Genomic DNA, 25,367 nt, shown 5'->3' with positions numbered 1-25,367 from the left:
CTCAGCCGAAGGTGTAGTGCTTCGTCACCGGCATGTGCACATCCCAGGTGCAGGACAAGCCGGTGGGGAACGTGACCAGGTCACCCTTGCCGAAGCGGACCGCCTCGCCGCCTTCAGGGGTGACGGTGACCTCGCCCTCCAGGATGTAGCAGGTTTCGCTTTCGTCGTAGGTCCAGGGGAAGGAGGAGACGCCGCAGCTCCAGGTCGGCCAGCGCCTGACGCCCAGTTCGCCGAGGCGGGTTTCCGGGGCATTGTTTTCGACTTTGATCGCGGACATGGGGGCGGCTCCTGTCTTCGAGTGGGAGGGAGCGGAAAATCTAGCCCAAATGTCGCAGGTGCGTCGAGATTTCAGTGGGCTTAGTTGGGAGAGATGTGCGGAGAGGTACTCTCTAGCCCGCAGCCGATCGAGGGCTGAAGCCCTCTCCCACGAATGGGTTGGAGCGCCGTTCGTCGCCGAAGGTCGAAGTCGGCCCGTGGCCGGGAATGAAGGTTACGTCATCGCCGAGCGGAAACAGCCGGTCGCGGATCGAGCGGATGAGGGTGTCGTAGTCGCCGCGGGGGAAGTCGGTGCGGCCGATCGAGCCCTTGAACAGGACGTCACCGACCAGGGCCAACTGCTGGCTGCGATGGAAGAACACCACATGGCCGGGCGTGTGGCCGGGGCAGTGCAGCACCTCCAGGGTCTCCGCGCCGAAGCTCACGGTGTCGCCGTGCTCCAGCCAGCGGTCGGGGGTGAAGACCGTCGTCCGCGGCAGGCCGAACATCAGGCATTGCTGGGGCAGGGTTTCTATCCAGAACTCATCGTCCCGGTGTGGGCCTTCGATCGGGATGCCGAGCCGTGTTGCGAGGGCGGCGGTGCCGGCCGCGTGGTCGGCATGGGCATGGGTCAGGAGTATCTTGCTCAGGGTGATGCCGGCATCTTCTGCGGCGGCCATCACCCGGTCCAGCTCTCCGCCGGGATCGACCACGGCGCCCAGGCCGGTGGCCTCGCAGCCGAGGATGGTGCAGTTCTGCTGGAAGGCGGTGACGGGGATGATGATGGCTTTCATGGAGATTCGATTGAGCGGGTGGGCGGGACGCGGCCATGGTAATCGAAAATGTCGGAGGGCATGGTTTCAATATGGCGGCGGACTCATAATGCGCAATTTTTGGGAGCCTGCCCGATGATCCTGAAGCGCCTGACGTTTATTGCCGGTTTACTCGGCGCATCGTTTTCCTTCGCAGCCGAGCAGGCAACCGTCCGCATCGGGATCCTCGCCACCGGCACCGTCAACTGGGAAATGGCGGCGATGCGCCACGCCGGGCTGGATAAGGCCAACGGTGTTGCGCTGGATATCACGGTTTTGGCAGGGCCCGACGCTGGCAAGATCGCCTTGCAGGGCGGCAGCGTCGACCTGATCGCGACCGACTGGATCTGGGTAGCGCGACAGCGGGCGAAGGGGGCGGATTACAGCTTCGTGCCCTATTCCAGCCATCAGGGTGTAGTGATGGTGAAGGCCGATTCCGCAATCCGGACCCTGGCCGATCTCAAGGACAAGCGGGTGGGTGTGGTCGGCGGCGGCCTGGACAAGAACTGGCTGCTGCTCAAAGGTGCGGCCCAGCAGAAATATGGCCTCGATCTGGCGACCCAGGCCGAGCCGGTGTTCGGCGCCCCGCCGCTGCTGGCGCAGCAGCTCAAGCAGGGGCGGCTCGATGCGCTGCTCACCTACTGGCATTTCGCTGCCAGGCTGGAAAGCGAGGGCTTCCGCCGCCTCATCGACGGCCGGGACGTCTTGCGCGAACTCGGCGTCGATCCGGGGATGGCCAGCCTCGGTTTGGTGTTCCGCGAAGGCTGGGCGCAACGTAACCGCGCGGCGCTCGATGGTTTGCTCAAGGGCATGGATGGTGCGAGGGAAGCGCTCTGCACCTCCGATGACGCTTGGGCGAAGGTCGCTCCCTTGAGCGGCGAATCCAGGCCGGAAGTGCTGGCGGCCTTGCGCAAGGGTTACTGCGAGGGCCGGATCACCGAGACCGGCGCGGCCCAAACCGCCAGCGCGGAAAAGGTCTATGCGCTGCTGCGCGGGTTCGGCGGAGCCGAGTTCGCACAGGGTGGAGCAGAGCTGCCGCCCGGTGTGTTCTGGTCCGCGCCGGCCCGGTAGTTCAGCGCTTCCACAGCCAGGCCGCTCCCCGTACCCCGCTGGAAGCGCCATAGCGCGGCGGCGGAGAAGCAGGAGGGTTTGGTTGATCTTATTATTGATCCTGGTTTCCGTCGGGATCGGCAATGACTCCCTGAAACACCCACTAAGCTGGCCGACGTCACTTTAGGCTGCACGTATACATGAGATTGGCTATCTGTTCGTCCGTGACATTTCCACCAACGCCTAATGTTTCCCGGATCGCTTTATATATCTTCGTGTCGACCATGAATCTCTCCTTATCGGGGCAAGGCTTTGAAGCTCCCTTATACATGGCGTAGTAGTCACTCAAAGCTTTAACAACACGCTCATCTCCAAATGCAGTTATTGTTTGTCGAGCGCTGATATACAAAGCATCTGACTCTCTCTTTAACCGCTGCGATTCGTCTGTCAACGCCGAATTTTTCTCTCGTTCAGCCTCTTCCTTCAGGCCTAGTGATTGCCATGCCAGGGTATTAGCTTTGACCAGTGATTCATATCCGGCCTCGATTTGTCTGCTACGTAATTCCTGATCGACTTTATACGAGGCGGCGAACCAGCTTACCAAGGCAGCCATGACGCTGCTCGTTCCCAATATCTTGGCCCAGTCATTCATTGGCATCCCCTCGTTCTGGTTAAGGTTGAAAAGCGCCCTTCGCTGAATTTCTCGATCAAAAACAACGATAACATTAGACGAGATGCAAGAAAGATCAACCAGTTAACCCCGCCGCCCAGTGGTACGGAAGCGCCGGAGCGACAGCAAAAACTGTCTGGAGCGCATTGGCGCTGAAGAGGGCCGAGCCCGGATGAACACCGTAACGACGACAGAGGGCGCAGCCACTAGCGTTACACGCTGATCCTGTTCTGGTCCGCGCCGGCCCGGTAGTTCAGCGCTTCCACAGCCAGGCTGCTCCCCGTACCCCGCTGGAATCGCCGTAGCGCGGCGGCACCAGCTTGGTGTCGATCCGGTCGGAGAATACGTATTTTCCCCACAGCCGCGGTACGTTGGCGTACAGCCGCGCGCAGTTGGAAAGCCCGCCGCCCAGTACGATGACGTGCGGGTCCAGGATGTTGATGACGTGGGCCAGTGCCCGGGCCAGCCGGTCTTCGTAGAGCGCCATGCTGCCGCGGCAGGTCGAATAGCCGACTTCCGCGCGTTCGGCGATGGTCTTGGCGTCCAGGGATTCGCCGGTCCGGCGCTCGTGGTCGCGGGCGAGGCCCGGACCGGACAGGAAGGTCTCGATGCAGCCGCTCCTGCCGCAGTAGCAGGGTGGCCCGGGGCGTTCGACGCCTTGCGGCCAGGGCAGCGGATTGTGGCCCCACTCTCCGGCGATGGCGTTGGCGCCGTTGAGCAGCTTGCCCCGCACCACGATGCCGCCGCCTACACCGGTGCCCAGGATCACCCCGAACACGATTTCGGCGCGGGCCGCGGCGCCGTCCACGGCTTCGGACAGGCTAAAGCAGTCGGCGTCGTTCGCCAGCCGCACTGGCCGGCCCAGCGCCCGCGCCAAGTCTTCCCGCAGTGGCATGCCGTTCAAGCACACTGAATTGGAGTTCTTCAGCCGCCCCGTCGCCGCCGACACCGCGCCCGGCGTGCCGATCCCCACCGTGCCTTTCTCGGCCAGTTCGTCTTCGGCTTCCTCGACCAGTTTCACGATGGTCCGGATGGTTTCCGGGTAATTGCCTTGAGGCGTATCGGCGCGGCGCCGGAGCAGTTCCCGGCCATGGGAGGTCAGGGCGATCAGTTCGACCTTCGTTCCCCCGAGGTCGACGCCCAGCAGCAAGCTCATGAAGTCAAGGTGTCAGTCAAAAAACCGTGAGGGTAGCCAGGACCGGCGTTCATGCGCAAGCGGCGGAGAGGGAAGACCCGGCGGGCGTGTAGTACCATGCAGGCCAAAAGCCCGGCCGGGCGTCCAATAATTAAAAAAATGTGAGGGAGGGGATATGCAGCATTTGCGCGAATGGCTCAGCGACTGGTTCAGGCGGATACTTCCCAACGCCCAGGCCGTCTCATTTGCGATTCTGCTGGTAGTCGGCTTCATCGTCGTGGTCAGCCTGGCCAAGATGCTGATGCCGGTGTTCGCCGCAGGCGTCATCGCCTACCTGCTGGACGGCCTGGTGGAGGTCGGCGAGCAGAGGAAGCTCCCGCGGCTGGTCTCGGTCATCGCGGTTTATCTTCTGTTCCTGACGCTGCTGCTGGTCATTTTCGTCGGCCTGCTGCCGCTTCTGTACCAGCAGACCCTTCAATTGATCGAGCAGGCACCGAGCTGGGTCAACCGCGGGCAGGTGCTGATCATGGAACTGCCGGAGCGCTATCCGGACTACGTCACCCAGGAGCAGGTGAACGATCTGATCGGCGTGATCCGGGCGGAGCTGATCTCCTACGGGCAGTCCATGCTGACCTATTCCTATGCTTCCCTGGTCAGCCTCATCACCGTGGTGGTCTATTTCATCCTGGTGCCGCTCCTGGTGTTCTTCTTCCTGAAGGACCGGGACCGCATCCTGGGCTGGTTCACCCAGTACCTTCCGCGCGACCGCAACCTGTCCAACCGCGTGTGGAAAGAGGTCGACATGCAGATCGGCAACTACGTGCGCGGAAAATTCGTCGAGATTGTCATCCTGTTCGCGGCCAGCTTCGTGACCTTTTCCTTGATGGGCTTGAACTACGCCCTGCTGCTCGCCGTGCTGATGGGGCTTTCGGTCATCATCCCGTATGTCGGCGCGACTCTGGTGACCTTTCCCGTCATGATCGTCGCGTTCTTCCAATGGGGCGTCTCGGACGATTTCTGGTACCTGATGCTGGCCTACGCCATCATTCAGGCGCTGGACGGCGTGATGCTGGTGCCCTTGCTGTTTTCCGAGGTGGTCAACCTCCATCCCGTGGCCATCATCGTGGCGATCCTTTTCTTCGGCGGCTGGTGGGGATTCTGGGGCGTGTTCTTCGCCATCCCGCTGGCGACGCTGGTGAAGGCTGTGCTCAGTGCGTGGCCGCGGTTGGGGGAAGGCGAAATGTCCGCCGCCGGTGGACAGTAAGCCCGGGGGTCAGAGGGTATCCGAGGCAAAATCCGCTAGCCGCGAACGCTCGCCCCGGCGCAGCGTGATGTGGGCCGCGTGCGGCCATTGCTTGAATCGGTCGACGACGTAGGTGAGGCCGGAGGTGGTGCCGGTGAGGTAGGGCGTGTCGATCTGGCCGATGTTGCCGAGGCAGACGATCTTGGTGCCGGGGCCGGCGCGGGTGATCAGGGTCTTCATTTGCTTCGACGTCAGGTTCTGCGCCTCGTCGAGGATGATGTACCGGTTGAGGAAGGTGCGGCCGCGCATGAAGTTGAGCGATCTGACCTTGACCCGGTTGAGCAGCAGGGTGTTGGTCGCCGCCCGTTCCCAGGCGCCGGCGTTCTCATGGCTGCTGAGCAGTTCCAGGTTGTCGAGCAGCGCGCCCATCCAGGGCGTCATCTTCTCTTCCTCCGTGCCGGGAAGGAAGCCGATGTCCTCGCCCAGCGGAATCGTTTCCCGGCTCATGATGATCTCGCGGTACAGCTTCTGGTCCAACGTCATGACCAGACCGGCGGCCAGGGCCAGCAGGGTCTTGCCGGTGCCGGCGCTGCCGAGCAGGGTAACGAAGTCGATGTCCGGATCGAGCAGGACGTTGAGGGCGAAATTCTGTTCGCGGTTGCGGGCCTGGATGCCCCAGACGGCGTGCTGCGGCGTGCGGAAATCGCGGGCCAGCTCGATGACGGCGCTGCCGTTTTCGCGCCGGCGCACGATGGCTTCGAACTGGGAGTCGTCGGCCAGATAGACGTACTGGTTGGGGAAGAAGTCCTTCACCAGCGGGCCCTGGACCCGGTAGAAAGTACGGCCGCGTTCCTGCCAGGATTCCATCTTGCCGCCGTGGGTGTCCCAGAAGTCGGGCGGCAGCTCGATGGCGCCGCTGTAAAGCAGGTTGACGTCGTCCAGGACCTGGTCGTTGTGGTAGTCCTCGGCCCGAAGGCCAAGCACCGTGGCCTTGATGCGCATGTTGATGTCTTTCGACACCAGCACCACCTGCCGGTTGGGGCATTCTTCGGACAGCGCCAGGAGCGTTGCCAGGATCGAGTTGTCCGGAATGTCGCCGGGCAGGCTGACGGGGAGGGAGGCGGCGAGACGGCGCGTCTGGAAAAACAATCGGCCCTGGCAACGGTCGTCGATGCGGCCGGCATAGTCGGTCCGCGTCAGCGGGATGCCCTGGTCGATGTCGTCCAGGGCGGTCAGGTGGACCAGTTCGTCGAGGAAGCGGCTGGCCTGGCGGGCGTTCCGCGCCACGTCGGACAAGCCCTTCTTGCCGTGATCGAGCTCTTCCAGCACGATCATCGGGATGAAGATGTCGTGCTCCTGGAAGCGGAACAGGGAGGCGGGATCGTGCATCAGCACATTGGTGTCGAGCACGAACAGCTTGCGATCGGCGGCAGACGTCATGGGGCGGATTTCCGTTTGAGAAGCAATCAAGCGGAGGTGTTCGCGGCGAGCCCTGCGACGGCCCGGAGCACCTCCTCGGCATGTCCTTTGACGCTGACCTTGCGCCATTCGGCGGCGAGCCGTCCTTCGGCGTCGATCACGAAAGTGCTGCGCTCGATGCCTCGCACCTGTTTACCGTACATGTTTTTCAGGCGGATGACGTCGAACAGCCGGCACAGCGTTTCGTCGCCGTCGGAGAGCAGCTCGAACGGAAATTCGTACTTGCAGCGGAAGCGCTCGTGCGATTTCAGGCTGTCGCGGGAAACCCCCACGATGTCCGCGCCGAGCTTCTGGAACTCGGGGTAAAGGTCGCGGAAATCCTGGCCTTCCTGAGTGCATCCCGGTGTGCTGTCCTTGGGATAGAAGTAGAAGATCAGGTGGCGGCCGCGCCGGTCGGACAGTTGGAACGGCTGGCCTACGGTCGATTCGGCCCGGAAGTCCGGAACGGGTTGTCCGATCGTCGGTGTGCTCATGGGGAGGCTCCTGTGGAAAAACGGGTCAGCGTTTGACCGGCTCCAGGATGGCATCGAGGTTTTGCCGGTCGCAGAATTCGACGAATTCGTCCCGCAACGGGATGATTTTCAGGTCCGGCGGGATCATCACGGTCAGGTGGCCGATGAACATCGGCGTCCCGCTGTAGGGTGCAGGCGGGCGGCTGGTGCTGACGTCCAGGATCTTGATGTTGCGGGCGACGAAGAAATCCGCGAGTTCGAACAGGTGGCTGCCGTTCTCTCCGGCCACCACGTCCACGGCATAAGGAATCGCGTCGTCTTCCCGCGGCTTGTCTTCGGGGGCCCGCAGCATGTGGATCTTGAGCGCATAGCGGGCGGCCAGGTTTTCCAGCGCGCTTTCGAACCGGGCAATGTGGTTCCAGTTGCCTTCCACCATCAGATGGCCGGCGAATTCGGTGCCGAGTTCGGTCATGCGGCTTTCGAGCAGGGTACATTTGCACTCGCTCACCACCTGGCTGATTTCGGCGATCAGATTCAGGCGGTCGGCGCCCAGTAGGGTTGCGACGATTTGCATTCGGTGAGGGTTGGGTTCGTTGTGCAGGAGTTTTGCGGAAAGTTTACCACGTCCTGCCCGGCGCTCAGGCGCTCAGGCGCTCCAGGCGACCAGCCCGTAATGGGCTGTAGCCAGAACGACCAGACCGAAGGCAATCCGGTACCAGGCGAAGGCGGTGAAATCGTGTCCGCCGATGTAGCGCAGCAGCCCGCGCACGGCGAGGAAGGCGCTGACGAAGGCGGCCGCGAAGCCGATCCCGAAGGAAGAGATGTCTTCCACCTGGAGGATTCCCCCAGTCTTGTAGAGGTCGTAGGCCGTGGCGATGAACAGCGTCGGGATGGCCATGAAGAACGAGAATTCGGTCGCCGCCCGCCGTGACAGACCCAGCAGGAGGCCGCCGATGATGGTGGCGCCGGAGCGCGAGGTGCCGGGAAACAGCATGGCCAGCGTTTGAAACAGGCCGAGCTTGAGGGCCAGGCCCCAGTCGATGTCGTCGATGGAATCGACGCGGACGGGCCGCCTCCGCCTCTCGACCCAGAGAATGATGAAGCCGCCGACGATAAATGCGGAAGCCACGACACCCGAGTTGAAGAGATGGGCCTTGATGGCTTTGCCGGCCAGGAATCCCACGACGCCGGCGGGGATGAAGGCGATGATGAGGTTCATGACGAAACGGCGGGCCTGCCGACTGTGGCCGAGGCCGAACAGCAGTTCGATGAGCTTGCGCCGGTATTCCCAGCACACGGCGAGGATCGCCCCGGATTGGATGACGACCTCGAAGAGTTTGCCGCGGTCGTCGTTGAACTTCAGCAACTCGCCCACGAGGATGAGATGGCCGGTGCTCGACACCGGCAGGAACTCGGTCAGGCCTTCGACGAGGCCGAGGATCAGGGCATTGAGCCAGTCAGGAAGCAGCATGGCGGAATCGGATGGCTATGAAGGAATTTGGAAACGGCAGGGATCAATTTTTCGGCGCGGGTGCGGCTTGGGCCGATCGCTCGCGCAGATAGCCGATCACCAGGGGCAGCACCGAGACGGCGATGATTGATAGAACGACGATGCTGAAATTGTCCTTGACCCAGGGAATGTTGCCGAAGCCGTAACCCGCTCCGACCATGAGACCTACCCAGAGCAGGCCGCCGATGACGTTGAAACTGGCGAATTCGACGTACCGCATGCTGCCGACGCCGGCCAGGAATGGGGCGAAGGTTCGCACGATGGGCACGAAGCGGGCGATGATGATGGTCATCTTTCCGTAGTGCTCGAAATAGCTGTGCGTGCGCTCGATGTGTTTCCGGTTTATGAAGCGCAGGAAATTGCGGTCGTGGAGCTTGTATCCGAAGAAATAGCCTACGAGGTAGTTGACGGCATCGCCTACGATCGCCGCCGTGGCGAGGACGAGGCCCAGGGTCGAGACGTCCATGGCGCCGGTAGCCGCCACCGCGCCGGCGGCGAACAGCAGCGAATCGCCGGGCAGGAAGGGGAGGACGACGAGGCCGGTTTCGCAGAACACGACCAGAAACAGGCTCAAGTAGATCTGGCTGCCGTGAGCCGCTGCCAGCTCCGGCAGATGCCGGTTGAGATGGAGGATGTAGTCCAGATAACTGGTCAATTCAGGCATGATGGTCCGAGTATGGGTAAGGTCTTGGAAATAGGCTTGAAACGGCGGAATTGAGCCGGGGAGTCGCGACTAGGAATCGGTATCGGAGACCCTGTATGATAGTTCATCTCGTGTGGTTCCGATCCTTCCCTTGCCCGCTCTCAGCCCTTTGCCGCCAACGACCGAATCTTTTTATCGACCGGGCGCAGTGATCCTGCTGCTGGTTTCCGCGGCGCATCTCGGCCTGTGGCTTGCCTGGCGGGAAATGAAGCGGCTGGAGCCGGCGCGCGTGCCGCAGCAGGCCATCGAGGTTTCCCTGCAGATGCTGGCGCCGAAGGCCCAGGAACCGGCTGCATCTCCCGCGCCGGCGCCGACCGCGCCGCCGAAGCCGGTGACTCCGCCCAAGCCGAAACCCGTCGCCAAACCCAAGCCGGTGACCAAGACTTTGCCCAAGCCGCTGCCGGTCAAGCCGGCCGAGGAAGCTTCGACGAAGAGTGAGGTTTCCAGCGCGCCGCCACCGGAAAGCGCCTCGGCGGCCCGGTCGGAAGGCGGAGCAGCAAGCGCGCCGGCCGTCCCGCCTTCGACGCCTGCGAACTTCAGCGCCAATTATCTGCACAATCCCGTGCCGGAATACCCGGCGTTCGCCAAGAAGCAGCGCTGGCAGGGCAAGGTCATGCTCAAGGTCCACGTCTTGCCGACGGGCCTGCCGGCGGAGGTTGAGCTGCAAGGCAGCAGCGGCCACGACATCCTCGACGAATCCGCCGTGGAAACTGTCCGCCGCTGGCGCTTCGTCCCGGCCACCAAGGGCGGCAAGGCGGTGGCAAGCTGGGTCGTGGTGCCGCTGGAATTTTCACTCTCCCATTAACCCTAGCCGGTCGCAATCATGGTTACCGATTCCTCCACCCTCATCATCAATGCCACCCTCTGGGTCCTGATTGCCTTTTCCGTCCTCACCTGGACGCTCATCGTTCTCAAAGTTTGGCAGTACTGGCGGCAGAGCCTCGCCAACCGGAGTTTCGAAGAACGGTTCTGGAGCGCCTCCAGCCTCGACGAGGCTCGGGGGGAAATCGCCGCCGGCAAGACCGCTCCCGTCGTCCGGCTCGTCGGCGCCGGCTTCGAAGTGCTCGACAGCGCCGGACAGAGTCATCCGCCGGCCCTCAAATACCGGGGCGATCTGCTCGCCACCCTGGAACGCAAGCTCAAACGCCAGCTCGAGCGCGAATCGCGGCTGTCGGACATCGGACTCACGGTGCTTGCCAGCATCGGTTCCACCGCGCCTTTCGTGGGGCTGTTCGGGACCGTCTGGGGCATCATGCGGGCCCTGCAGGACATCAGCAAAAGCGGCAAGGCCAGCCTGGAAGTGGTGGCCGGCCCGATCGGCGAGGCGCTGATCGCCACCGCCATCGGCATCGCCGTCGCGGTGCCCGCCGTGCTGGCCTACAACTTTCTGATGCGGCAATCGCGCCGCCGGCAGCAGGCGCTGGAAATCTTCGCCGAAGACTTCCTGCACCTGGTCAGCGCCGAAACCGCCAACCGCTGAAGGAGACCGCCATGGCCATGAAAACCGGGGGCGACAACGACGAAGTGATGAGCGAGATCAACGTCACCCCGCTGGTCGACGTCATGCTGGTGCTGGTGATCGTGTTCCTGGTGACGGCGCCGCTGCTGACCCAGAGCATGAACGTCAACCTGCCCAAGACCGGCGCGGTGGCCGCCTCGGACGACAACAAATCGACCCCGATCGGCATCGACGCCCAGGGGCGCATCGTGCTGGACAAGACCGAGATCGCCGATCTGGCGCAGTTGGAAGCCAAGCTCCGGGAAGCGGTGCAGCAGAATCCGGAAGGCCTGTACATCGTCCACGCCGACCAGGCGGTGTCCTATGCCGTCGTCGCCAAGGTGCTGGCCGCCGCCCACAAGGCCGGGGTCAACCGGCTGTCCTTGGCCACGGTTCAGGAGTAGCGGTCTGATCACTTCGTCCGGAGCATGTTCCAAGCCGTTCCGGAATCCCTTTCCCCGTGTTGTCAGCGATATGGGCGACACGCTACCATCGACATTTTTTAGCGGACGCATCGAATGATTCAAGGCAGTATCGTTGCCCTGGCAACTCCCATGGAGCCCGACGGGGGACTGGACATCCCCGGCCTGAGGCGACTCGTCGAGTTCCACATCGAACAGGGAACGGATGCCATCGTGGCGGTGGGGACGACCGGTGAATCGGCGACACTGGACGAAGAAGAACATACCGAAGTCATCCGTTTGGTGGTGGAGCAGGTCGCCGGCAGAGTCCCGGTCATCGCCGGTACCGGCGCGAATGCGACAACCGAGGCCATCAGCCTGACCGCCAAGGCCAAGGCCGTTGGCGCGGATGCCTGCCTGCTCGTCACACCGTATTACAACAAGCCGACTCAGGAGGGCCTGTACCGGCATCACCGGGCGGTGGCCGAGGCGGTGGACATTCCGCAGATCCTTTACAACGTGCCCGGCCGCACCGGCTGCGATATGCTGCCGGCAACCGTGGGGCGGCTGGCGCAGGTTCCAGGCATCGTAGGCATCAAGGAAGCGACCGGCAAGCTCGAACGGCTGGCCGAGATCCGGGCACTGTGCCACGAGGGCTTCGCCTTGTATTCCGGTGATGACGCGACGGCTTGCGAATTCTGTCTGAGGGGCGGTAACGGCGTGATTTCCGTCACGGCCAACGTGGCGCCGAGGCTCATGCACGAAATGTGTCGGGCGGCCATCGCCGGAGACCGGGCCAGCGCCGAGGCGTTCAACCGCCGGCTCGAAGCCCTGCACCGCGATCTGTTCATCGAGTCCAATCCCATACCTGCGAAGTGGGCGTTGCACGAAATGGGATTGATCCAGGAGGGTATCCGCCTGCCGCTGACCTGGCTGGACGCGTCGTGCCAGGATGCGGTGCGCCAAGCCTTGCGCCAGGCCGGCGTGATCTGAGGGGCATTCCATGGGCAATGCATTGAGGTGGGTGGCTCTCGGCAGTGCGCTCTGGCTGCTGGGCGGCTGTACCTATATCGCCAGCCTGTTCCCGGACAAGCAGAAGCAGTACCGCTATCATTCGGAAATTCCGCCGCTGGAAATTCCGCCGGACCTGAGCTCGTCGACCATCGAAGGGGCGGTGACTTCCGCTGCCCAGGCGGAAGCCCTCCAGCCGAAGGAGGACTCGGCTCCGCGGGCCGCTTCCGAACCCGAGCCCGAGGAGCCGGATCCGAAGACCACGCTGGCCCAGGACCTGAGCGACGTACCCCTGATCGAGGTCGAAGCGCCGTTCGAGGACGCCTGGCGCTCGGTCAACCGCGCCCTTGGCCGGGCCAAGCTCGAAGTGGTCGGGGAGGACCAGGCGAAAGGCATATTTGAGGTCTATTACAACGGCACCGGTCAGCGCGCTCCGGAAGACGTGGGGCTGTTCTCCGGCTTGTTCGGCGGCAGCAGCGACAACACGGCGTCGGCGTTCCGGGTCCATGTCGAGCAGAAGGGCAAGATCACCCAGGTTTTCGTGACCGATGGCCGGGACGACCCGCAGCAATCGGGGCTGGGGCTCGAACTGCTGAAGACGATACACGCGCAGTTCCAGAAGTCCGCAAGCACTCCGCCGGCGTCCGGCAATGAGGGCGACGCCGGGAAGTCGGAAGAGTCTCTCAAGCCCGCCGAATAAGGCGGATATCATTTTTTGTACAGTCTGCGAGCCATAGCCATGGTTGTCTGTATTCCGGGGCCATCGGCCTTGTCCGTTTTTCGTGCCAACCGCCTGCTGGCTTCCCTGCGCGCCGTCGCTCCGGTCGTCCGCAAGGTCGACGCCAGATTCGTCCATTTCGCGGAGCTGGCGCGCGACCTGGACGAAGCCGAGAGCCGGCTGCTGCGGCAAGTCTTGCATTACGGGACAGTCGAGAGCGAGCCGGAGGCGGGGGAAACCTTCCTGGTGACGCCGCGGATCGGGACGATTTCGCCCTGGTCCAGCAAGGCGACCGAGATCGTCCGCCGCTGCGGTCTGGAGGCGGTCTGCCGGGTCGAGCGCGGTATCGCCTACGCGCTGCAGCTCGACGGCGAGTTGTCCTCGACGCAGCGCGACGCCGTCAGGGCGCTTCTGCACGATCGCATGACGCAGACCGTCCTCAGCCGCGGGCAGGAAGAAATGCTGTTCCGCCACCGCGAACCGGAGCCGCTGCAGTACGTTCCGCTCATGCAGGAAGGCCGGTGGGCGCTGGTCAAGGCCAATGCCGCCCTGGGGCTGGCTCTGTCGGAAGACGAGCTGGATTATCTGGAGGACAGCTATCGGGCGATGTCGCGCAACCCTAGCGACATCGAGCTGATGATGTTCGCCCAGGCGAATTCGGAGCATTGCCGCCACAAGATATTCAACGCGCAATGGCGGGTCGACGGCGAGGCGCAGGATCAGACTCTGTTCGGCATGATCCGCAACACCAGCCAGGCGAGTCCCGAGGGCATCGTCTCGGCCTACAGCGACAACGCCGCGGTGGTGCGAGGGGCGCGGGCCGAGGTGCTGCTCCGTGAGCCCGGCAGCTTCGCCTACGGCTACCGGGAAGAGCCGGCCCATCTGGTGATGAAGGTCGAGACCCACAATCATCCGACCGCGATCTCGCCCTTCCCGGGCGCCGCCACCGGCGTCGGCGGCGAAATCCGCGACGAAGGCGCGACCGGACGCGGTTCGCACAGCAAGGCAGGGTTGTGCGGCTTCTCGGTCTCGCATCTGCGCATCCCGGATTTCATCCAGCCCTGGGAGACCGACAGTGGCAAGCCCGGCCGCATCGCCTCGCCGCTGCAGATCATGCTGGAGGGGCCGATCGGCGGTGCCGCGTTCAACAACGAATTCGGCCGCCCCAACCTGTGCGGCTATTTCCGAACCTTCCAGCAGTTGTCGCCGGATGGCGCGAGCCTGTACGGCTACCACAAGCCGATCATGCTCGCCGGTGGCGTGGGCAACATCCGCGAAGTCAATCTCGGCAAATCGGAAATCCTGCCGGGCGCCCCCATCGTGGTGCTGGGCGGTCCGGCCATGCTGATCGGTCTGGGCGGCGGTGCCGCCTCCTCGGTCGCCTCCGGCGAAAGTGCCGAAGACCTCGACTTCGCTTCGGTGCAGCGCGACAACCCTGAGATGGAGCGGCGCTGCCAGGAAGTCATCAATCATTGCGTTGCCCTCGGCGAGGACAACCCGATTCTGTCGATCCACGATGTCGGCGCCGGAGGGCTGTCCAACGCGGTTCCGGAAATCATCCACGACAGCGGACGGGGCGGGCGTTTCGAGCTGCGCAACGTTCCGAGCGCGGAGCCGGGCCTCTCGCCGATGCAGCTCTGGTGCAACGAGTCCCAGGAGCGCTACGTGCTCGCCCTGCGACCGGAGCGGCTGGAACGCTTCCAGGCGTTGTGCGAACGCGAGCGCTGTCCGTTCGCGGTGATCGGCCATGCGACGGCGGACGAAGACCTGGTGGTCAACGACCTGCAGTTCGCCAACCATCCGGTGGCAATTCCGATGTCCCTGCTGTTCGGCAAACCTCCCAGGATGCTGCGTGACGTCGCCCGGCTTCCGGCGGCGACGAAGCCACTGGATTTCGCCGGCTTCGACTGGCGCGACGCCGTCAAGCGGGTGCTGAGTCTGCCGGCGGTGGCCGACAAGAGTTTCCTGATCCACATCGGTGACCGCTCCGTGGGCGGCCTGGTAGCGCGGGACCAGCTTGTCGGCCCCTGGCAGGTGCCCGTAGCGGACGTGGCAGTGACGGCATCGGGTTTCCGCGCAGTCACCGGCGAGGCTATGGCCATGGGCGAACGTTCGCCCATGGCCGTGATCGACGCTCCGGCGTCCGGGCGCATGGCGGTGGGGGAGGCGTTGACCAACATCCTGGCGGCCCCGATCGCCTCGCTGGGGGACGTCAAGCTGTCAGCGAACTGGATGGCCGCGGCCGGTGCTCCCGGCGAAGATGCCCGCTTGTTCGATACCGTACGTGCGGTGGGTCTGGATCTGTGTCCGGCGCTGGGTGTCGCCATCCCCGTTGGCAAGGATTCGCTGTCGATGCGCACCGTATGGCGCGAGGGCGGCAAGGATGTGGCCATGGCTTCGCCGCTGTCGCTGATCGTGTCGGCATTCGCGCCGGTGACCGACGTGCGGCGGACGCTGACGCCGGAATTACGGCTCGACGCCGGCGGCTCGGTGCTGGTTCTGATCGATCTGGGTCATGGGCGTAACCGCTTGGGCGGATCGGCGCTGGCCCAGGTTTATGGACAAATGGGCGAGGTTTGCCCGGATCTGGACGATCCGGCCTTGTTCCGGACATTTTTCGGGGCGGTGCAGTTGCTCAACTCGGATGGGCTGATCCTCGCCTACCACGACCGTTCCGACGGCGGCCTGTTCGCCACGGTGGTGGAGATGGCCTTCGCCGCGAGGACCGGTATCGACCTGCACCTCGATCACCTCGGAGATCCGGTGGCGGCGGCTTTTGCAGAAGAGCTGGGCGCGGTTATCCAGGTGGCCAGCGATGACCTGCCCGCTGTCATGGTGCGGCTAGAGGATGCCGGCCTGGGTGCCTGCAGCCGGGTAGTCGGTGCGCCGCGTTCGGACAGCCGGATCGTAGTGCATCATGGCGGCGTGCCGGTGTTCAGCGCCGGTCGCGCCGAACTGCAAGGGATTTGGTCCGAGACCAGCTACCGCATGCAGGCGCTGCGGGACAATCCGGATTGCGCACGGCAGCAGTATGAATCCCTCTTCGATGACAGCGACCCCGGCTTGCACGCCAAGCTGAGCTTCGACCCCAACGCCGATGTGGCGGCCCCCTATCTCAATCTGTCACGACCGCGGATGGCGATACTGCGCGAGCAGGGTGTCAACGGTCACTTGGAAATGGCGGCGGCGTTCGACGCCGCGGGCTTTGCCTGCGTCGACGTGCACATGAGCGATCTGGCGGAAGGCCGGATCGGCCTGACGGATTTCCGGGGGCTGGCGGCCTGTGGCGGATTTTCCTACGGCGATGTGCTCGGTGCGGGCGGCGGCTGGGCCAAGTCGATTCTCTACAACGCACGGCTCAGGGACGAATTTTCGGCCTTCTTCCGGCGGGAGGATACCTTCGGACTCGGGGTCTGCAACGGCTGCCAGATGCTTTCGCAGTTGCACGAACTGATCCCAGGGGCCGAGAACTGGCCGCGCTTCGTCCGCAACCGTTCCGAGCAGTACGAGGCGCGGGTCGCCATGGTGGAAATCCAGCCCTCCCGCTCGATCTTCTTCGATGGCATGGCGGGGTCGCGGCTGCCGGTCGTGGTCTCGCACGGCGAGGGCCGTGTCGAGTCCCGTGCCGGAGCAGGCAATGGGGGCCAACTCGTGGCGGTGGCCTTCGTCGACAACTACGACCGGATTAGCGAAGCGTTCCCATTCAATCCTAACGGCTCGCCCCGCGGTGTCACCGGTCTGACCACGCCGGACGGGCGCTTCACCATCATGATGCCGCATCCGGAGCGCTGCTTCCGCAGCGTGCAGAATTCCTGGCGGGCCAGAGGGTGGGGCGAATACGGTCCGTGGATGCGAATGTTCCGCAACGCCAGGCGGTGGGTCGGGTAGGAAGGCTTGGGATGATGGTCCGGCATTGAAAAGGTCTTGGCCGAAGGTATAATCGATCGATTTTTCCGAGGAGCCCGGATCGATGCGTCGTCCTCTGGTGATTGGAAACTGGAAGATGAACGGCAGGAGCGCAAGCGTGGCTCGCCTGCTGAACGACATCCTGTCCGGCATCGGAGACTGCAAGGCGGAAGTCGGGGTGTGCGTGCCGTTCGTTTACATCCCCCAGGCATCCGAGACGCTCAAGGGCACCAAGGTGATGCTGGGCGCTCAGAACGTCGCGGACCACAACTCCGGGGCGTTCACCGGCGAGATATCGGCAGGCATGCTGCGCGAGTTCGGGTGTGAACTGGCCATCGTCGGGCACTCGGAACGGCGCCTGCTCTATGGCGAATCGAACGAACTGGTGGCGTCCCGTTACGAACAGGCGATCCAGGGCCATCTGAAACCGATCCTCTGCGTCGGCGAAACGCTGGAGCAGAGGGAGCAGGGCAGGACTCTTGCGGTGATCGGGGCACAGATCGACACCGTGTTCGAATTCGCCGGCGTCCAGTCCCTGGAGCACGCGGTGATTGCGTACGAGCCGGTCTGGGCGGTGGGGACGGGGCGCAGCGCGACCACCGGCCAAGCTCAGGAAGTGCACTATCACATCCGGAGCTTGATCGCCCGGTGGAATCCGGAGGTGGCTCAAGCGGTACAGATTATTTATGGTGGAAGCGTGAAGCCCGAGAATTCCGCCGAATTGTTTGCGATGCCCGATATCGATGGTGGCCTGATCGGCGGCGCCTCGCTCGATGCGCGGGCATTTCTGTCGATCTGTCATTCAGTTTCAGTTTAGGTGCTTTTTATGATTCAAGCGTTGACTGTCTTTCATGTTTTGCTCGCCTTGAGTATCGTTGGGCTGGTGCTGCTGCAACAGGGGCGCGGGGCGGATGCCGGTGCCGGTTTCGGCGGAGGCTCGTCCGGCAGCCTGTTCGGCGCGCGCGGCGCGGCGTCCTTCCTGTCGCGGACCACGGCCATTCTGGCCACCCTGTTTTTTGGAACGAGCCTGACGCTTGCTTATCTGTCTGGGCATGTGGATAATAAGCGGCTCGACATTATGGACGTTCCCGCTGCCCAGCAGTCCCAGCCGGACATGCCAGTGGTGGCTCCGGAGCCCGCCAAGAGCGGATCCGACGTGCCGGCACCGCCTGCACAATAACGTCCGTTCCCGAACAGCCTGCCGATGTGGTGGAATTGGTAGACACGCCATCTTGAGGGGGTGGTGACGCAAGTCGTGTCGGTTCAAGTCCGACCATCGGCACCAATTTGAAGATCCCTAAAGCCGGCCTTGACGCGTTTACGTTCAGGCCGGCTTTTTTCATTCTGGCCAGAGAATCCATGGAATTCGCTGTCAAATGCTGCGACGGTCCGGCTCGCCGGGGTGAGCTTTCGTTTCCGCGCGGCCGCGTGCAGACGCCGGCTTTCATGCCGGTGGGCACCTACGGCACGGTCAAGGCCATGACACCCGAGGAGCTGCGTGACAGCGGGGCGGAGATCATCCTCGGCAATACCTTCCATCTGATGCTGCGTCCGGGCGTGGACATCATCCGGGCCCACGGCGACCTGCACGGGTTCATGCACTGGGACGGACCGATCCTTACCGACTCGGGCGGCTTCCAGGTGTTCAGCCTGGGTGCGATGCGCAAGATCAGCGAGCAGGGCGTGCTGTTTCGCTCGCCCATCGACGGGAGCCCCGTCTTCATGGGGCCGGAAGAGTCCATGGCCGTCCAGCGCGCGCTGGGCTCGGACATCGTGATGATCTTCGATGAATGTACGCCATACCCGGCGGAATACGGCGAGGCGCGCGGCTCGATGGAACTCTCCCTGCGCTGGGCGGAGCGCAGCAAGGCGGCGCACGCGGATAACCCTTCCGCCCTGTTCGGCATCGTCCAGGGCGGCATGTACGAAGACCTGCGGGCCCGTTCGATCGCGGGTTTGCAGGAGATCGGCTTCGACGGCTACGCGATCGGCGGCCTTTCGGTTGGAGAGCCCAAGGAGGACCGCCAGCGGGTACTGGAGGCGCTGATGCCGCAGATGCCCGCCGAGCGTCCTCGTTATTTGATGGGGGTGGGCACGCCGGAAGACATCGTCAACGCGGTGACGCGCGGCATCGACATGTTCGACTGCGTGCTGCCGACCCGCAATGCACGCAACGGCCATCTTTTCACCCGCTTCGGGGCGGTCCGTATCCGCAACGCCCAGTATCGGGACGATCTGCGGCCGATTGACGAGGAGTGCGGCTGCTACACCTGCCGTCACTATTCCCGTGCCTATCTGCGCCATCTCGACCGTTGTGGCGAGATTCTCGGGGCGCGTCTGAACACCATCCACAACCTGTTCTATTACCAGGAACTGATGGCAGGTCTGCGGGCTGCCATCGAGGAACGAACCCTCGAGCGGTTCGTCGAGCGATTCCATGCCCTCCGCTCCACGGGTAACGCATTTGTGTGATAATGCGCAACTTTGAATTCGTCAAATAAGAACTAGAGGTTGACCATGAGTTTCTTTATTGCCGACGCCTTGGCGGAGGCCGCTCCAGCGGCGCAGGAACCCGGGGCCGCGGGTTTGATTCTGCCCATGGCCGTTCTTGCCGTGTTCTTCCTGCTGTTCGTGCTGCCGCAGAACCGCCGCCAGAGGGAACACAAGAAGCTGCTGCAGTCGCTCGTCAAGGGGGTTGAAGTGGTCACGACGGGGGGGGTTCTGGGCCGGGTGGTCGAGGTCGACGATAATTTCGTCACGCTGGAAGTGGCCGAAAACGTCCAGATCTGCGTACAGCGCAACGCCGTGGCCTCGCTCATGCCCAAGGGCACTTACAAAGCGGCCAAGCGCAAACCCGAATCCAAGTAAACCCGCCTCTCCGGCGGATGTGCCAATCCGCCGGATACTCCCGTTTCCAAATAGGTTCCGAGCATGCGAAACCGTTTTCCCTTATGGAAAAACCTGATGGTCGCAGCCGTGTTGATCCTCGGGATCATTTACGCGCTGCCCAATTTTTTCGGTGAAGACCCATCCGTTCAGTTGTCGGCGGTTCGTGCGGCGAAAGTCGACGACAGCCTGAAGGTGCAGGTGCAGGGCCTGCTGGATGCCGTCGGGCTCAAGGCAAAAGCCTTAGAGATGGCCGACAAGCGGATGCTGATCCGGTTCAGCGATACCGATTCGCAGCTCAAGGCATCCGACGTGCTGAACGAGAAACTGGGGGAGGCCTACACCGTGGCTCTGAACTTGGCGCCGTCGACGCCGTCCTGGCTGCGCGCGTTTGGCGCCAAGCCCATGTATCTGGGCCTCGACTTGCGGGGCGGCGTGCATTTCCTGCTGCAGGTCGACATGGACGCCGCGGTCAAGCAGGCGGAAGACCGCTACGCGGAAGACGCCCGCAGCCTGCTGCGCGAAAACAAGATCCGTTACCAGTCGGTGGAAAAACAGAACGGTGTGATCCAGGTCCGGCTGCCGGATTCCAATACCCTGTCGCAGGCGCAGGTACTGCTGAAGCGCGAACTGCGCGGGTTACAAATCGACGTCAAGGATAGCGAAAATCTGCTCGAAGGGCGCTTGTCCGAAGTCGAGCGGCGTGAGATCAAGCGCTTCGCCGTGGCCCAGAACACGACGACGCTGCGCAACCGCGTCAACGAACTCGGCGTGGCCGAGCCCGTGATCCAGCAGCAGGGTGAGGATCGCATCGTGGTCCAGTTGCCCGGCGTCCAGGACACCGCGCGGGCCAAGGAAATTCTCGGCGCCACGGCGACCCTGGAGTTCCGGCTCGTCGACAACGAACATCCGGTGCCGGCCGAGGGCGAGAAAGCGCCCTTGGGCTCGCACCTCTATCGCGACCGCCAGAACCGTCCGGTCCTGCTCGAACGCAAGATCATCGTCACCGGCGATCAGGTCGTGGACGCGGCTTCCGGCATCGACCAGCAGGGTGGCCAGCCTGCGGTCTACGTCACGCTCAACAGCGTGGGCGCCAAGAAGATGGGCGACACCACCCGCGAAAATGTCGGCCGCGCCATGGCGGTGGTCTACATCGAGAACAAGTCCGAGACTAAAGAGGTCAATGGCCAGAAGGTGACGACCAAGAAGAAGGTCGAAGAAGTCATCAACATCGCCACCATCCGCGACCGCTTCAGCAAGCGCTTCCAGATCACCGGCCTGGACAGCACCGAGGAGGCGCGGAACCTGGCCCTCTTGCTGCGGGCGGGCGCCCTGGCCGCGCCGGTGGACATCGTCGAGGAGCGCACCGTCGGCCCCAGCATGGGCAAGGAAAACATCGACCGCGGCGTCAAGTCCAACGGCTACGGGTTCATCGCCATCGCGGTGTTCATGATTCTCTATTACCGGGCGTTCGGCATGTTCTCCATCCTGGCGCTGGGTACGAACGTACTTCTGTTGGTCGCCGTGCTCTCCCTGCTGCAGGCAACCCTGACTCTGCCGGGTTTGGCCGGTATCGCTCTGACCGTGGGCATGGCTATCGACGCGAACGTGCTCATCAACGAACGCATCCGCGAGGAACTGCGGGTGGGAAGCACGCCCCACGCCGCCATCCATGCAGGCTATGAACGCGCTTTCGCCACGATTCTGGACTCCAACGTCACGACCTTCGTGGCCGGCGTCGCCCTGTTCCTGCTGGGCGCAGGTCCCGTGCGCGGCTTCGCGCTGGTACTGTGCATTGGCATCCTGACCTCCATGTTCAGCGCCGTTCTGGTGTCCAGGGCGCTGGTCAACTTCACCTATGGCCGGCAGCGCAAGCTGGTCAAGATCGCAGTCTGAGGATAGCAGCCATGGAATTCTTCAAGATCAAGCGTGACATCCCTTTCATGCGCTACGGGAGGCTCACAACGACCATCTCCTTGGTGACCTTCATTCTCGCGGTCCTGGCATTGGGGTTCAAAGGCCTCAACCTGGGCATCGACTTCACCGGCGGCATCCTGATGGAAGTCCGCTATGCCCAGCCCGCCGACCTCGAAGCGATACGCAAGACGCTGGAGGAGCAACAGATCGCCGAAGCCGCCGTGCAGAATTTCGGCACTTCCCGCGACGTCCTGATTCGCCTGCCGCTGCAAGAGGATACCGGCGCCAGGCAGAGCGACCAGATATTCTCGGCGCTCAAGGCCCAGGACGGGACGGCCGAACTCAAGCGCGTCGAGTTCGTCGGGCCGCAGGTCGGCAAGGAAATGTATGAAAGCGGTGGACTGGCGCTCATGCTGGTGGCCGCCGGCATCATGGCCTATCTGGCGATGCGGTTCGCCTGGCGGTTCGCCGTCGCGGCGATGATCGCCAACATGCACGACATCGTCATCATCCTGGGGATGTTCGCCTTCTTCGAGTGGGAATTCACGCTCAGCGTGCTTGCCGGCGTGCTCGCTATCCTGGGCTACTCGGTGAACGAGTCCGTGGTGGTGTTCGACCGGGTCCGGGAGAACTTCCGCAAGATGCGCAAGGCGGCGGTGACGGAGGTCATCGACAACGCCATCACCGCCACCATGTCCCGCACCATCATCACCCATTCCATGACGCAGCTGATGGTGCTGGCGATGTTCTTTTTCGGCGGCGACGCCCTGCACAACTTCGCCCTGGCGCTGACCATCGGCATCGTATTCGGCATCTATTCCTCGGTGCTGGTCGCCTGCCCCGTCGTGCTGGCGCTGGGCGTAAGCCGGGCCGATCTGCTGCTGCCCGAGAAGGAAGGGCTGGTCGATAACCGGCCCTGAGTCGGAGCCGTCCCGCTTCCCGGAGGCCGCCTTGCGCGGCCTCTTTGTTTTCAGAAGAGGTCGAGATAGTTTGCCGGCGGGTCGGGCGTGTCCCGCGCGTCGGGTTCGGGCGGCGCCTGCACGGCGCCGGCGGGTTCTGCGGGTTCCTCGGGCTGGCTGGAATCGGAGATTTCGCCGGCCTGTGAATAGTGCGCCGTCGGTGCAACGATGATGAGCGTCCGGTAGCCACTGATTTTTTTCCGGGCTTTTCCCGCTCGCACAGGGCGCCCGTTATGACGGCCGATCTGGTCGATCAAGCCGTATCCGCTCTGGCCGACGAGATGGTAGAGTTCCTCGGCGCGATGGTCCTCGACATGAACGCAGCCGTGCGAGTCGGCGGCCCGCCCCAACTGGTACAGCGCATCGCGATCCAGCGAGGAATGCAGGGAAACACCGCCGGTGAAGAACACCGACCAGAGCATCGGCGCATCGTAAGGGCCGGACCAATGCCGGTAAGAGAAGCCCTGGGGGATGAAATAGCCGGAAGGCGTTTCGAATCCGGGGATGCCGGTGGATATCAGCCAGTAGTAGATGAGCCCCTCTCCCCGCCGGTAGACCCGCAGGGTCTGGCTTCTGCCCCAGAACGCGTCGTCGGCTTTGTTGACGATGACGATCAGCCGGTAGCTGCTGAAGGCGGGATCGAGCAGCGGATCGGGCAGGGATTCGGCTTCGCTCCTGTCCGGGTCCCGGTAGGGCGTAAAGGCTTCGTGCACACCGAATCTATACTGAAAATTCGCTCCTTCGTCCTGTTCATAGCGGGGCTTGGGCACGCTGCGGCCATAGCCCTCCCAGGCGCCAGCCGAAACCCCGGACGGCGAGGCCAGTTCCACCAAGGTCAACAGGAGTAATACCGCGCCTCGTTGTATACCCGGAACGAACGGCCTCATTCTCACGATTTGCTCCCTGGCAACGGGGAACTCCCTGGGACTATGTTAGCCCATGCGGGGGAGCGTTGCTCAAGGCATCTCGCGGGATCAATCCTTACAGGCGGGCAGAGTGGCCCGCTCGAGCCATGCCAGCGAAGCCATGGCATACAGGTGGTCGTCTCCACACATTTCGGCTGAAGGCTGAAGGCCGGAACAACAGCCGGGACGCTCGGGTTTTCCGAAGATGGCACACTCCATGTTGTCGCGGAGTTGGACGCAGGGAACCCCGGCGGCTTTGCCCTGGGGCATACCCGGTATCGGACTGGAAATCGAGATGGCGATGCAGCAGGCGCCGCAGCCCGGCCGGCAGTTCACGGCAGCGGATTCGCCGCGAACCGGGGCAACCGTTCCAGCAGTTCCCGCAGTCTGCCATCGAAGGGGTCGGCGTAGGGCACGGGATCGAAACGGCCCCATACCACGCCCGGCCAGGCGCGGTCGTCCCGGTATCGCACGATGTGGTGAATGTGCAGCTGCGGTACCAGGTTGCCGATCGCGGCGACATTGAGCTTGTCCGGCCGGTAGATGTCGGCCAGCAGTGTCGATAGTTCGGCCGATTCCTCCCAGAGACGGACGCGGTCCGGCTCGGCGAGTTGGTAGACCTCGCGGATGCCGGCGCGCTCCGGCACCAAGATGAACCAAGGATAGCTGCTGTCATTCATCCGCAGCAGCCGGCAGAGAGGGAACCGGCCGAGCAGAAGGCAATCCTGCGCAAGGCGTTCGTGCAGGACGAAATTCGGCGCGAATTCTGTCGTCATCGGCCGGCCGCGGGCTCTTTCGGGCTTACGAACATCGCGTCGCCGTAGCTGAAAAAGCGATAGGACTGACTAACCGCATGGCGGTAGGCGGCGAGCGTTTCGCGATAGCCAGCGAAGGCACAGACCAGGACGAGCAAGGTCGATTCCGGGAGGTGAAAATTGGTGACCAGCGCATCGACACAGTTGAACCGGAATCCGGGCTTGATGAACAGGGCGGTGTCGCCGGCATAGGGCCGCAACTCACCGCAACTCGCCGCAGTCTCCAGGCTGCGCATTGAAGTGGTACCGACCGCGATCACCCGGCCGTCCCGGCTGCGGGCGCGCCTCACGGCTTCGACCACGTCGGGCCCCACTTCGCAATACTCGGCGTGCATGCGGTGATCCTCGAGGTTCTCGACGCGCACGGGTTGGAAGGTGCCGGCTCCGACATGGAGAGTCACCCGAGCCGTGTCCACGCCGGCCTCGCCGAGCCGCTCCAGCAGGTCTGCATCGAAATGCAAGCCTGCCGTCGGGGCGGCTACCGCTCCCGGCCTCGCCGCGTACACCGTCTGGTAGCGGTCGAGATCGGCAGACGTATCGGGGCGGGTGATATAGGGCGGCAGGGGCATGTGGCCGATTCGCTCGAGCACGGCCTGGAGCAGTTCTTCTCCAGCCAGTTCGAGACGGAACAGATCGCCGTCGCGTCCGAGCACCATCGCCCGGTGGCCTGCTTCCAGGAAAATCCAAGTGCCGGGCTTCGGCGACTTGCTGGCCCGCACCTGTGCGAGCATGAGCCGCTCGCCGAGGAGTCGCTCCAGCAATATCTCCACGGCGCCGCCGGTTTCCTTGCGGCCGAAAAGGCGTGCAGGGAGCACGCGGGTATCGTTGAACACGAGAAGGTCGCCCGGGCGCAAGAGCCTCTCGAGATCGCGGAAGACCTTGTCTTCCAGAGCGCCGGTCGCGCCCTCGAGGCAGAGCAGGCGGCTGCTGGACCGTTCCGGCAGTGGCGATTGGGCGATCAGTGTTTCGGGCAGGTCGTAATGGAACTCACTTTTCAACATCGCCTCATGTTAACAGAATTCAAGGGAGGCCAAACGACGGG

The 25,367-nt window shown here is 63.5% G+C and carries 27 protein-coding genes and 1 tRNA gene; 15 read left to right on the top strand and 13 right to left on the bottom strand.

Translation table 11 applies throughout. The annotated features are described in order from the left end of the window. Nucleotide 1: 1 nt before the first annotated feature. Nucleotides 2-277: a cupin domain-containing protein gene (locus OOT43_RS07715; protein WP_266024257.1), complete on the bottom strand. Its 276-nt coding sequence runs from the start codon at nt 275-277 to the stop codon at nt 2-4. Nucleotides 278-389: 112 nt separating this feature from the next. Next, nucleotides 390-1,049, bottom strand: coding sequence for an MBL fold metallo-hydrolase (locus OOT43_RS07710; RefSeq protein ID WP_266024256.1), 660 nt, complete (start codon nt 1,047-1,049; stop codon nt 390-392). Between the two features lie 114 nt (nt 1,050-1,163). On the opposite strand from OOT43_RS07710, the gene OOT43_RS07705 reads away from it, so the two are divergent. Next, nucleotides 1,164-2,138 carry an ABC transporter substrate-binding protein gene (locus OOT43_RS07705; RefSeq protein WP_266024254.1) on the top strand — a complete coding sequence of 325 codons (975 nt, stop codon included), beginning with the start codon at nt 1,164-1,166 and terminating at the stop codon, nt 2,136-2,138. Between the two features lie 157 nt (nt 2,139-2,295). On the opposite strand, the gene OOT43_RS07700 is transcribed toward OOT43_RS07705, so the two are convergent. Beyond that, the gene (locus tag OOT43_RS07700) at nt 2,296-2,769 is read right to left on the bottom strand and encodes a hypothetical protein (RefSeq protein ID WP_266024253.1); all 474 of its coding nucleotides are present in this window, start codon (nt 2,767-2,769) and stop codon (nt 2,296-2,298) included. Nucleotides 2,770-3,040: 271 nt separating this feature from the next. Continuing rightward, nucleotides 3,041-3,943 carry an ROK family protein gene (locus tag OOT43_RS07695; protein WP_266024252.1) on the bottom strand — a complete coding sequence of 301 codons (903 nt, stop codon included), beginning with the start codon at nt 3,941-3,943 and terminating at the stop codon, nt 3,041-3,043. A 154-nt stretch (nt 3,944-4,097) separates the two neighbouring features. Here OOT43_RS07695 and OOT43_RS07690 point away from each other — a divergent pair, with 154 nt between their 5' ends. Next, on the top strand, nt 4,098-5,186 hold the full coding sequence (locus OOT43_RS07690; RefSeq protein WP_266024251.1) for an AI-2E family transporter: 1,089 nt from the start codon (nt 4,098-4,100) through the stop codon (nt 5,184-5,186). Nucleotides 5,187-5,195: 9 nt separating this feature from the next. On the opposite strand, the gene OOT43_RS07685 is transcribed toward OOT43_RS07690, so the two are convergent. From OOT43_RS07685 to OOT43_RS07665, 5 genes are all read right to left on the bottom strand, one after another. Continuing rightward, nucleotides 5,196-6,605 carry a PhoH family protein gene (locus tag OOT43_RS07685; RefSeq protein ID WP_266024250.1) on the bottom strand — a complete coding sequence of 470 codons (1,410 nt, stop codon included), beginning with the start codon at nt 6,603-6,605 and terminating at the stop codon, nt 5,196-5,198. A gap of 26 nt (nt 6,606-6,631) precedes the next feature. After that, nucleotides 6,632-7,117: a peroxiredoxin gene (locus OOT43_RS07680; protein WP_266024249.1), complete on the bottom strand. Its 486-nt coding sequence runs from the start codon at nt 7,115-7,117 to the stop codon at nt 6,632-6,634. Nucleotides 7,118-7,142: 25 nt separating this feature from the next. Next, nucleotides 7,143-7,670: a glycine cleavage system protein R gene (locus OOT43_RS07675; RefSeq protein WP_266024248.1), complete on the bottom strand. Its 528-nt coding sequence runs from the start codon at nt 7,668-7,670 to the stop codon at nt 7,143-7,145. Between the two features lie 72 nt (nt 7,671-7,742). Next, complete coding sequence (locus tag OOT43_RS07670; RefSeq protein ID WP_266024247.1) at nt 7,743-8,567, bottom strand: undecaprenyl-diphosphate phosphatase; 825 nt, start codon at nt 8,565-8,567, stop codon at nt 7,743-7,745. Nucleotides 8,568-8,610: 43 nt separating this feature from the next. Then, nucleotides 8,611-9,270 (bottom strand): DedA family protein, encoded by a 660-nt coding sequence (locus OOT43_RS07665; protein ID WP_266024246.1) that lies wholly within the window; start codon nt 9,268-9,270, stop codon nt 8,611-8,613. A gap of 187 nt (nt 9,271-9,457) precedes the next feature. Here OOT43_RS07665 and OOT43_RS07660 point away from each other — a divergent pair, with 187 nt between their 5' ends. From OOT43_RS07660 to secF, 13 genes are all read left to right on the top strand, one after another. Continuing rightward, nucleotides 9,458-10,114 (top strand): energy transducer TonB, encoded by a 657-nt coding sequence (locus OOT43_RS07660; protein ID WP_266024245.1) that lies wholly within the window; start codon nt 9,458-9,460, stop codon nt 10,112-10,114. Nucleotides 10,115-10,132: 18 nt separating this feature from the next. After that, the gene (locus tag OOT43_RS07655) at nt 10,133-10,789 is read left to right on the top strand and encodes a MotA/TolQ/ExbB proton channel family protein (RefSeq protein WP_266024244.1); all 657 of its coding nucleotides are present in this window, start codon (nt 10,133-10,135) and stop codon (nt 10,787-10,789) included. An 11-nt stretch (nt 10,790-10,800) separates the two neighbouring features. After that, entirely contained in the window at nt 10,801-11,211 is a 411-nt protein-coding gene (locus OOT43_RS07650) for an ExbD/TolR family protein (protein WP_266024243.1), read from the top strand. A gap of 114 nt (nt 11,212-11,325) precedes the next feature. After that, nucleotides 11,326-12,201 (top strand): 4-hydroxy-tetrahydrodipicolinate synthase, encoded by an 876-nt coding sequence (dapA, locus tag OOT43_RS07645; RefSeq protein WP_266024242.1) that lies wholly within the window; start codon nt 11,326-11,328, stop codon nt 12,199-12,201. Between the two features lie 10 nt (nt 12,202-12,211). After that, nucleotides 12,212-12,919, top strand: a complete 708-nt coding sequence (bamC, locus tag OOT43_RS07640; RefSeq protein ID WP_266024241.1) for an outer membrane protein assembly factor BamC — start codon at nt 12,212-12,214, stop codon at nt 12,917-12,919. A gap of 39 nt (nt 12,920-12,958) precedes the next feature. Further along, entirely contained in the window at nt 12,959-16,825 is a 3,867-nt protein-coding gene (gene purL, locus OOT43_RS07635; protein ID WP_266024240.1) for a phosphoribosylformylglycinamidine synthase, read from the top strand. 82 nt (nt 16,826-16,907) lie between these two features. Beyond that, nucleotides 16,908-17,660 (top strand): triose-phosphate isomerase, encoded by a 753-nt coding sequence (gene tpiA, locus OOT43_RS07630; RefSeq protein ID WP_266024239.1) that lies wholly within the window; start codon nt 16,908-16,910, stop codon nt 17,658-17,660. Nucleotides 17,661-17,669: 9 nt separating this feature from the next. Continuing rightward, nucleotides 17,670-18,023 carry a preprotein translocase subunit SecG gene (gene secG / locus OOT43_RS07625; RefSeq protein ID WP_266024238.1) on the top strand — a complete coding sequence of 118 codons (354 nt, stop codon included), beginning with the start codon at nt 17,670-17,672 and terminating at the stop codon, nt 18,021-18,023. Nucleotides 18,024-18,043: 20 nt separating this feature from the next. Further along, nucleotides 18,044-18,128, top strand: a tRNA-Leu gene (locus OOT43_RS07620). Between the two features lie 74 nt (nt 18,129-18,202). Then, complete coding sequence (gene tgt, locus OOT43_RS07615) at nt 18,203-19,315, top strand: tRNA guanosine(34) transglycosylase Tgt (RefSeq protein WP_266024236.1); 1,113 nt, start codon at nt 18,203-18,205, stop codon at nt 19,313-19,315. Between the two features lie 45 nt (nt 19,316-19,360). Beyond that, nucleotides 19,361-19,711, top strand: a complete 351-nt coding sequence (gene yajC / locus OOT43_RS07610) for a preprotein translocase subunit YajC (RefSeq protein ID WP_266024235.1) — start codon at nt 19,361-19,363, stop codon at nt 19,709-19,711. 63 nt (nt 19,712-19,774) lie between these two features. Beyond that, nucleotides 19,775-21,625: a protein translocase subunit SecD gene (secD, locus tag OOT43_RS07605; protein ID WP_266024234.1), complete on the top strand. Its 1,851-nt coding sequence runs from the start codon at nt 19,775-19,777 to the stop codon at nt 21,623-21,625. Between the two features lie 11 nt (nt 21,626-21,636). After that, on the top strand, nt 21,637-22,566 hold the full coding sequence (secF, locus tag OOT43_RS07600; protein WP_266024233.1) for a protein translocase subunit SecF: 930 nt from the start codon (nt 21,637-21,639) through the stop codon (nt 22,564-22,566). Nucleotides 22,567-22,616: 50 nt separating this feature from the next. Here the strand turns inward: secF and OOT43_RS07595 are convergent, their stop codons facing one another. The 4 genes from OOT43_RS07595 to queA all read right to left on the bottom strand — a co-directional run bounded on the left by OOT43_RS07595 (nt 22,617) and on the right by queA (nt 25,326). Further along, nucleotides 22,617-23,492 carry a L,D-transpeptidase gene (locus OOT43_RS07595; RefSeq protein ID WP_266024232.1) on the bottom strand — a complete coding sequence of 292 codons (876 nt, stop codon included), beginning with the start codon at nt 23,490-23,492 and terminating at the stop codon, nt 22,617-22,619. A gap of 87 nt (nt 23,493-23,579) precedes the next feature. After that, entirely contained in the window at nt 23,580-23,945 is a 366-nt protein-coding gene (locus OOT43_RS20540; protein WP_394358039.1) for a YkgJ family cysteine cluster protein, read from the bottom strand. Further along, entirely contained in the window at nt 23,843-24,286 is a 444-nt protein-coding gene (locus tag OOT43_RS07590) for an HIT domain-containing protein (RefSeq protein ID WP_266024231.1), read from the bottom strand. Before OOT43_RS07590 ends, OOT43_RS20540 begins: the two co-directional genes overlap by 103 nt. After that, on the bottom strand, nt 24,283-25,326 hold the full coding sequence (gene queA, locus OOT43_RS07585; RefSeq protein WP_266024230.1) for a tRNA preQ1(34) S-adenosylmethionine ribosyltransferase-isomerase QueA: 1,044 nt from the start codon (nt 25,324-25,326) through the stop codon (nt 24,283-24,285). The genes OOT43_RS07590 and queA overlap by 4 nt, the downstream gene beginning before the upstream one ends. Nucleotides 25,327-25,367: the final 41 nt, after the last annotated feature.

The organism is Methylococcus mesophilus (assembly GCF_026247885.1).
Lineage (GTDB): Bacteria > Pseudomonadota > Gammaproteobacteria > Methylococcales > Methylococcaceae > Methylococcus > Methylococcus mesophilus.
This window is presented reverse-complemented; position numbering and strand designations above follow the sequence as displayed.